Source organism: Novosphingobium sp. (assembly GCF_019748365.1).
Taxonomy (GTDB): domain Bacteria; phylum Pseudomonadota; class Alphaproteobacteria; order Sphingomonadales; family Sphingomonadaceae; genus Novosphingobium.
Map to the genome: position 1 here is coordinate 1 of NZ_JAIEPN010000017.1, position 8,375 is coordinate 8,375.

At 55.0% G+C, this 8,375-nt stretch carries 6 protein-coding genes; 3 read left to right on the plus strand and 3 right to left on the minus strand.

Features of this window, described 5'->3' with window-relative positions:
- Positions 1-128: 128 nt before the first annotated feature.
- Entirely contained in the window at positions 129-914 is a 786-nt protein-coding gene (locus K5Q19_RS02650; protein ID WP_292940881.1) for a hypothetical protein, read from the plus strand.
- Positions 915-936: 22 nt separating this feature from the next.
- Here K5Q19_RS02650 and K5Q19_RS02655 read toward each other — a convergent pair whose 3' ends face one another.
- Genes K5Q19_RS02655 through K5Q19_RS02665 form a run of 3 tightly spaced genes read right to left on the minus strand, consistent with a single transcriptional unit; the run spans position 937 to position 6,993 of the window.
- Positions 937-3,681: an SNF2-related protein gene (locus K5Q19_RS02655; protein ID WP_292940884.1), complete on the minus strand. Its 2,745-nt coding sequence runs from the start codon at positions 3,679-3,681 to the stop codon at positions 937-939.
- A complete protein-coding gene (locus tag K5Q19_RS02660; protein WP_292940887.1) occupies positions 3,674-5,620 on the minus strand; it encodes a phospholipase D-like domain-containing protein in 1,947 nt (648 codons plus the stop codon). Before K5Q19_RS02660 ends, K5Q19_RS02655 begins: the two co-directional genes overlap by 8 nt.
- The gene (locus K5Q19_RS02665; protein WP_292940890.1) at positions 5,617-6,993 is read right to left on the minus strand and encodes a hypothetical protein; all 1,377 of its coding nucleotides are present in this window, start codon (positions 6,991-6,993) and stop codon (positions 5,617-5,619) included. The genes K5Q19_RS02660 and K5Q19_RS02665 overlap by 4 nt, the downstream gene beginning before the upstream one ends.
- A 242-nt stretch (positions 6,994-7,235) precedes the next feature.
- Between K5Q19_RS02665 and K5Q19_RS02670 the strand changes: the two genes are divergently transcribed.
- Together K5Q19_RS02670 and K5Q19_RS02675 are read left to right on the plus strand one after the other, a co-directional pair.
- Positions 7,236-7,883 (plus strand): hypothetical protein, encoded by a 648-nt coding sequence (locus tag K5Q19_RS02670; RefSeq protein ID WP_292940893.1) that lies wholly within the window; start codon positions 7,236-7,238, stop codon positions 7,881-7,883.
- Between the two features lie 13 nt (positions 7,884-7,896).
- A partial coding sequence (locus K5Q19_RS02675; protein WP_292940896.1) for a hypothetical protein occupies positions 7,897-8,375 on the plus strand: 479 nt, incomplete at its 3' end.

Consider the following 8,375-nt stretch of genomic DNA (forward strand, 5'->3'; position numbering starts at 1 on the left):
TCTAGCAGGACTGGCCCATTTTTAATCCGGTGCTACCGGCCGATCCGTGGCCCCTTTTATTCCCGGTGTTCTCAGGGCATGCCAATCGAGATCATCGCGTCCTTCTTGAAGCCCGGACTAACCGCGGTTTGAAGGAAGCGCTCGATACACTGTTTTACGAACTCTATCTGGGAGATCGTGAAGAAGGCGCGGTCTTCGAGGAGCTGGCCGAACTCACCGGGCGCAAATACCCGCTGATAGCCTATCTCTACTTCCTGAAGGACATGAACCGCTTCATGCCCATTCAGCCAACGGGCTTTGATCGCGCTTTTGCGGCCATGAACCTCGAGTTTTCAACGCGGCAGCAGTGCTCTTGGGAAAACTACAGGAGGTTTAATGAGATCCTGCTGCAGCTCGTTCCCCTCATTGAGGCAGCTGCTGGCATCCGCCATGTCAGGCTAATAGATGCCCATTCATTCTGCTGGATATATGCCCATCTTCTGAAATTGGAGGCGGAGGGCGCGATTGGCCAAACGGCATTACGCAAAGACTCGGGCCGTGTGATCGGTGGTAAAGAAAAGTCAATTATCGCAATGCGTTTCTCGATCGAAGAGACGGTCAGAAGATCGAACGGCCAGATCGTCGAACGCCGGTTGAAAAACAAGGAGTCTGGACTTTCGGGCCAAGAGCTCGAAGATCTTCTTGCAGAATTGCTTGATTTGCAGGGAAACCGCTGCGCCCTGACCGGCATTCCGTTTCACTTTCATGGCCCTGGCGCCGACACCAATCTCTTGCCGTCTCCAGACAGGATCGACAGCAACGGGCACTACGTCCGAGGAAATATCCAAATCGTGTGCCGCTTCATAAACTTCTGGAAAGGGGCAAGCGACAATGAGGAATTCAAGGAGCTTCTCATGCTTGTGAGAACGGTATGATCCCGCGCTTGTCGCCAAATGGTCAGTCTCGGCCGAACGAAGCAGGGTAGGGGTCGGACAATACTGCGTCCGGCACCGGAGTTCTCAAAAAGACTTCCCAGCCAGATCGGTTCAGGCGGATTTCCCTGTCGAAGTCACCTTGCGTGCATCGGTCCATCTTGTCTTCCACTGCATATTTTCGCTCGATGAACGAACCAACCTGATCTTCGTCGAAACTGTCCTTGAGATAGGGATAGTTGATTTCCAGAGCGCTCATGTCTGGACCTTGCTCCTGCAAGAGGCTGTTCACCTTGCCAAAGAGGCGGTCGATGCGGCCCACACGCTGCTCATTATCGCCCGGCGTCCAAGCAATACCGTAATGATGAACCTTCCTGCACTGCAGATGCAGATTTACCCCCTCCTGGAAGACTGAGGTCGCAATCAGTGTGTTCGGATAAAAGGGGCTGTTGAAGCCCAGGATCAAGTGTTGCCGATGGCTGGACTCGCCGCTTGCATACCATGCCGGGCTGGAGAGCGTAGTGAGTGTTCGCCATCCCTTGTCCCAGGCATCGACTTCGTGATCGATGATCTTAGTGCAAAGCTGCTCGAAGGTTGCGATGGCTGAACTAAAGTACTTCAGCAAAAGGGAGTTCGGAATTTGCAGGTCTGCAAAATCCAGGAATTTCCGGTAACGGCGCTGCACATTGGCGTGCTTTTCATCGTCAGCAAGGCCGCGCTCGAATGTCACATACCAGCCGTAGAGTTCGACGATGACTGGGCTGGCGAAGAGAAATCCGGCCTTGATGTAGTTGGCAAAGTTTTCCGCGATTCGCGGCCGAGCGGTTGCCCAATCAACAAGTCTGGACTTCTGTGGCGCGGGCAGGTGATCGAATACTCGACCCCAAATCGTTCCGATCGGCGCATCGTATTCGCGCTGATCTCCATCGTGAGGGCGTAATGCATCTAACGCGTCTCGTGGAAACTCGGTTCGTGTTTCCATCCGCTGCATCTGTGCAGCCTTGGCAAAATCCATGCGCTGCTTGCCGCCCTGTACGAAGTGGTAGTGCCAGTGATAGGCGCCTGATTGATAATCAGAGGCAGGTTCCAGGAGCATCGAGAAGATGCCGGTGGTTTTGCGCAGATTGAGGCTGAAGCGGGAGCAGTCTGTTGGTGGTGCAGGCTGCCTGCCGTCAGTTGCCTTCTTCGTCACAAACAGGTCGGCAATTCTTGAGCGAAGGTAGTCGTGGTCGTCGACACCATCGGTCTCGCCTTCCATATCGTCGATCTGGTCATCTTCGCTATTAGCGTCGCGTCCATCGCTTGCGCCGGTCATTTCATTGAACACCTCACGCGACCAGTTGCTTTTTTTCCATCGAAGGCGAGCCTCTTCATCCCAGCCATGGGTTTCAGCGATGTGCTTTGCGAGCAATTCATCGTAACGCTCGTTGATGCGCTTCGTGAGCTCCCGGACTGACGGGATACGGCGTACAAAGACGAGATGCTTATCTTCGTGCAGAGGGCGATCTGCCGCCATCCCGAACAGGTCTGATGGCGTACAGAGATTGACGATGCCATCGTATTTGGGGTGATCGGGCGCACAGCCTGAAAGGCTGCGAAAATCGGCGCTCATGTCTTGCAGAAGTCGTGTGTCTGCAGCTGCTCTGAAATCCTTCGATCGCTCATCATCAGCCTCTTCACTATCGGTTAGCGTCTCGCGGGCGATGTCGACTTGTCCTGCAGATTCGAAGCCCTCTAGGTAACCGTAGAGAGCCCGCCTTTTTTCATCGGCCACACCACAGTCTTCGATCAGGCGCTTTTGGTAGAGCGCGAAAAACATCTCGTCCTGAGGATTGTCTCCAAATCTGCACGAAGTTGCGATTTCGCGGCGGTATTGGTGCTTGGTGTAGCTCCCGCCCTTGCCTTCCATGCGCCGGAAGCGACGCAGCGCGTATGCGCGCATCAGGTCATCGACCGCTCTGTCTTTAAGCGATGCCTGGTCGACAAAATAGGACAGGATGCTTGCCACATCGCCAAGATGCGTGTGGCTTGGTGTTGCCGTCAGTAGCAATGTGCGCCGAGCGATTTGGCTCTCAGGCTTGCCGAAGAATTCTTCCGCAGCAGCGACGCGCTGCGATCCGCCACGGCGATTGCGAAAATAATGCGCCTCATCGACGATCATAAGATCGAAACCAGTCCCACCTGTAGCGGAGAGAATTCGCTCGTGAAGTTTTCTGGCTGCCTTGCCTGCAGCACGAGCCTTGTCGCTGGAAAGGTCGGCGCTATCGAGAAGGCCGCTGAGGGCGTGAATTGTCGTGATATAAAACTGGGCGGGGACGGCATCGTTGGGCCGTTGTTCAATTGCCTCGGTCAATTCGGGCAGGCGATAGTGAGCCCCAAAGGGAGGTACGGGTTTCCCATCCCTTTTGCTTTTTACGAAGTCATCGGCCTTCACGTAGAGGTCCCGGGTAAAGGACGAAAACTCTCGTTGCCAATGTGCACATATGTCGCGGTTCGGCGCGATCACCAGAACCTTGGCGTCGGGCTTCTTTCGCCACAGAAGTGCTGCCACGCCAAGTGCTTCGAATGTTTTGCCCATGCCGACTTCATCGGCCAACAGCGCTACAGGGCTTCGTGAAAGCACGTTCCACAAATGAGCGACGCCTTCGGTCTGAAGTGCGGCCATTCCTGCTGGCTGATCTGGATTATAAGTCCATTCCCCACTGACCCCGCCAAAGTTGATCCACTTGGCGACCTCCATTGGTTTCAAACGTCGCCAGAAATCACTCATATGCTGCCTGCGCCCTTACCAGTGTGACATAATCCGGCGATGCCCCGTTGGGGGCTTCAGGCACCGATATCCCTATGCTTTCCCAGCGTGATTTGGGCGCCGGGACGTAGTTTGGCTCACGATCGCGAGCGCCGCGCACGAGCTTGCGGCGAAGGCGCTGAGCCAAGATGCAAACGGTTGCCACTTCATTTGCAAGGAACCAGTTGAACACCGAACGGTGATCAATTTGGATTGTCTCGCGAGCCTTCTCGACAAGTTCGAGCAAACATCCAGGCGCTACGAAAACTTGCTTTTCCAACTGCTCCAGATTGTCCAGCGCAGAATATCGTTTGCGATAGTCATGCATGGCTTTGAAGAGACGAAAATAGCTGATCGAACTGTGCTCGGAAATTTCTCGCTGAAGAAGCTCTGAGCCCGGCTCTAGCCGCCCCGGTGAGTCGTCTGGAAAGCTATCGCTGTCATCAGGCCCTCGAAGCGGCAGGTCTGTAAATGATGCTGGATCGTCGCCAACGACCAACGCTTCCAGCAGATCATTCAAACTATTGAATGTTTGAGCTCGGCGAGACTTCAGATTGGTTTCGCTGATGAGGCCGCGATGAACCTCTTTCCCATCATGGGTGACCCGAAAGACCCGATCTTTGAGCAGCGCGCTGTCATTCACGCGAATTCCCGACGGTTGTACGGGTTCGCCGCTGCGCTTCCACTTCAATGGCACAGGTGCCTGGACGCCGGGCAGACAGAGGGAGTATCCGTCGCGTGCTCCCTTTCCCAGCAATGCACCGGAAAACACGTAGACTTGGGCATGCCAGTCGAAGGTTACGTGCAAATCGAAGGGTGGCAGATCGGGGGGATTGAGGGCTTCGTCGGCCAGGAGCTCGTCCGAAGCGCAATCAGCCTGACTTAGCGCCAGTGCTTTGCCATGCATGAGCCGCCAGTCATTTGCATCGTCGATGATAATGCCGGCTTCAATGTTGTTGTCTCGGCTCCATTTTCCCTTGTCATCGCAAAGGCTGTTGGACCCGGGGGCAGTGAAGTTCCACGAGCCAACGGCCAAAGCCTTGCCAATCTTCCAGATCTTCGCATGGCATAGATCAGTTCTGTGGTCGCGTTCGACTGGACAATCATAGAACGCCAGATTTCCACGCTCTATCATTTGCCCCAATTCCTCACTCCATTGAGTCCTGAGGAATTTGTTCTGGATTCGATCGGGCACCAAATGGACACGTAAGTTTCCGGTTGCCGTCGAGGTTTGCAGCTTGCCGATGAAACCGGCGAGGTCGCGAGGCAGATATGGCGACCAGACGACGATGTCTGAGTCCACCGAGCCGTCGAACAATTGCGCTGCGAACGATTGGTTCTGGAGGCTATGGACAAAGCGCCATTTCTCCTTGGACTTTGCAAACTTTCGGCGCTCGCGAAGTTTGCCTACGTCGTCGTCAATGTCGGCCGCATCCCACAGTCCGTCGAAAAATCTTCGGATTTCTCGATAGTTTGCGAGACTTTCAACCTCGCGGAAAACAAATGCTTCGAGATTCCTCCCCCAGCCCGACAGCGTTAGATTGGCGCTACCCGCGCCGACGACGCGCCGACCATTGGCATCCTCGAGATAGATAACTTTGGGATGAAAAAGGCTGCGTTCGCTGAACCGCTGCGACACGCGATCAGGGCGAATTGCGTGGATGGGGACACAGGTCCTCTTGATGCGATTGGTGTCGATAAAGCGCGGATCGCAGAAGACTCTGACGTCTGTACCTTTTTCCGTGAGTTCCTGCTGAAGCTGCTCGAACTCTATGCGATTTCGCGGGGGCTCGGCGCCGATCGTGGCAGGCAGGACAAACGTCTCGAGGAACTCAATGTCCAAGTTGAATGTGGTGAACCATGCTCGGCGTAAGGGGCCCATGCCGGTCACCTTGCGCTTCAATTCTTGTAAGAGCTTCATGCGGCCTCTCCACGCAGGCCATTCACGAAGCTGCTGAACTGAGGGAGATAATAGCTGTTGTACCATGAACCAGGCGTTCGGCTGTCAGGCTCGGGCAGAGAAACTGTCCGCGCGTGGACACTGATGGTGCCGTCACCGCCGACATTCAGCCATGAAACCTGGCCACGGGATTGCATTACCGAGCTGTGGTAGCGGGCTAGCGCTCGAATTTGATCATCGAGGCTGCCAGCATTTGCAGCCATCACAAGCTGCATGAAGCGCTTTGCCGCTTCAGTGCCTTTGATGGCTGGTAGGTTCGCATACTCAGCTATCGCATCTGATGCGCTGGGCAAGCGTGTCGCGTCCCGGCCGAACTTTGCCCAGGTGCTCGCGATATCATCGGTCGATTGGGTCCGCCGAGATGCCATGATGGTAAATAGGAGCGAGCAATCCGCCAGGAACGGCTCCAGGTGCAAAATGTGCTCGAGCTTGGCCTTCTCAACGGGAGCTAAGTCGTGTGAAAGTGCCTGCTCGACTGCCTCTTGCGGCGAGAGATCTTCTGTTTCTTCGAGAACATCGAGAATCGCGCCGGCGGCCCCTTGATTGAGCTCTGTCTGCATCAACCAAAACTCTTTCGCGTAACTTCCGACTGCTTGAGGCGAGGCAAATGCGCGAGCGTATGCTCGGGTCAGATCTGCCGGCACATCGCCGAATGGAAGCTTCCCGCCTTGAATTGGTCGGGAGACGCATTCCTTGAGGAATTCATATGCTTTGCGAGCAACCTTGCCGAGCGAGCTCTTTGGCTGGCCGATTATGAGCTTTTCGGCATCCGCCCACCGGCTTTGATATGCTGGCTTGTGATAGTGATAATTGCCATCGAAGAAGCCCATTTCCATTAGCGGTGTTTTATAACGACCACTGACACCGAGGCCGAGCTGTCGGACCAGGATTTGGCCGACGGGTTCATGGGTAAGGATAAGTGCCGGAGGGCGATCTTCATTCGCCCAAAGTCGCCGCGCGTTTGAGATGCCAAGAATTCCTGTCGATTCCACGTCCTGTGATTTCTCATGACGCAGGATTGAGAAGACGAAGACATTTTCGAGGAAGATCAGGCACGCCTGCTTGAAGTTCAGGCTGTCCTTGCTCTGATATTGCCGCGCTAGCGTATGACTGAGCTGGACGTCATCATCTTCAATCAAGGTCTTCACCAAGTAGTGGTGAAAGAGGTTGAGGGTAAAATTTCGGACATCGTTCGAAATGGAGTTTATCCTGTTTCGGAAAACCTGTCTTCCGAATGCCGACCAAATTATGAGCGTGCCAATGGGGTCAATATATGAATCGGACGAAAGGGTGTCGTCGTATTCGGTGAGTACGCTATCTAAAAAGTGCGTCATTTGATTTCTTAGCTCGCGCCTTCAACGGGTTCACAGATGGGGTGGGAAAAGGCTTGTCGAAAAGCGCAGATTGATAGCGTACGTTTAGGGTATTTGATGAAGGCTACCTCGGATCTCATTTTCAAACTGTGAAGCACATACATCGGCTATCTGGTGCTCTTGCAAGAAGGAATGATGGCCCTCCTGGCGCATCGGTCCAACGTGCGACCGCTTTTGACGTATCGGGATAAGAGGCATGGCGCATGAGAAAACCTGACTCTGTTGCGGCGCTGACCGAATTGGGCCGTGCTCGCCTTTCCAAGTCATTCTTTATGCGCGATTTCCTGTTCTCTGACATCGCCGCGGTTCATGGGCTGAGCAACGTGCCTGATGATCCTGACCTGGCGATAGCGGCAGGAAGCAGGCTCTGCGAAGAACTGCTTGAACCGTTGCAGGATCGGTTTGGCCGCATCGCTGTTCGATCCGCCTTTCGCTCGTGCGAAGTCAACGCGTTGGGCAATGAGATGCAAGCTGCGGGGAAGGGCGGGTACAACTGCGCTTCGAACGAAGCCAATTTTGCCGGGCATATTTGGGATCGACGCGATGCCAAAGGCCGGATGGGTGCCACGGCCTGCGTCGTCGTTCCGGCATTCTGGGACACATTTCACTCAGAGGGGGATTGGCGCAAGCTTGCCTGGTGGATCCACGATCACCTGCCCTATTCGAGCCTCTACTTCTTCCCGAAGTTCTGGGCGGTGAACATCGCTTGGCGCGAGGAGCCGGAGCGACGGATCGACAGCTACACCTATCCCAAGGGCTGTTTGACCAAGGCGGGCATGCCGAACAATTCTGGATCACACGAGCAGGAGTGGGCCGGCATCGAGGCAGCAATGGTGCGTGGATTTGCGTGAAGGGGCACCCGGCATGACGATCCCAGGCCAGCTAATCACTGCCGTCGATATGGCCATTGCGAACGGAATAGATCCGAAACGCTTTCGAGTTGCCCTTCGAGCTGCAAGTCTCGATTGGCATCCTTACAACGGACGTTGGGAGGTCGTGCGAGGGAGCGATCAGCACCAAGACATGGAAAGGGTCATGGCCCAGTTGAGCGGCAAGCGCCTCAAGCTCCTATCGACTTCAAAGGCCATACAAGGCGTTGTCCCGGCCGCAGTTCGCGACGAGCATTACGTGCTTGATCTCTGCGACGCAGTTCTCGGGCTCAAAGCCGTCCGGCAGCATTGCTTTCCGTTTTTGACCGGAGATCCAGATCGCCGCGGTTACCGGAAGCCGTTGCCTGTCGATGGCTTTTATCCAGCTCTTGGCCTCGTCGTGGAGTATCATGAGCGGCAACATCGCGAACGTGTCGGATTCTTCGACGATAAGCCGACTGTTTCCGGCGTGCC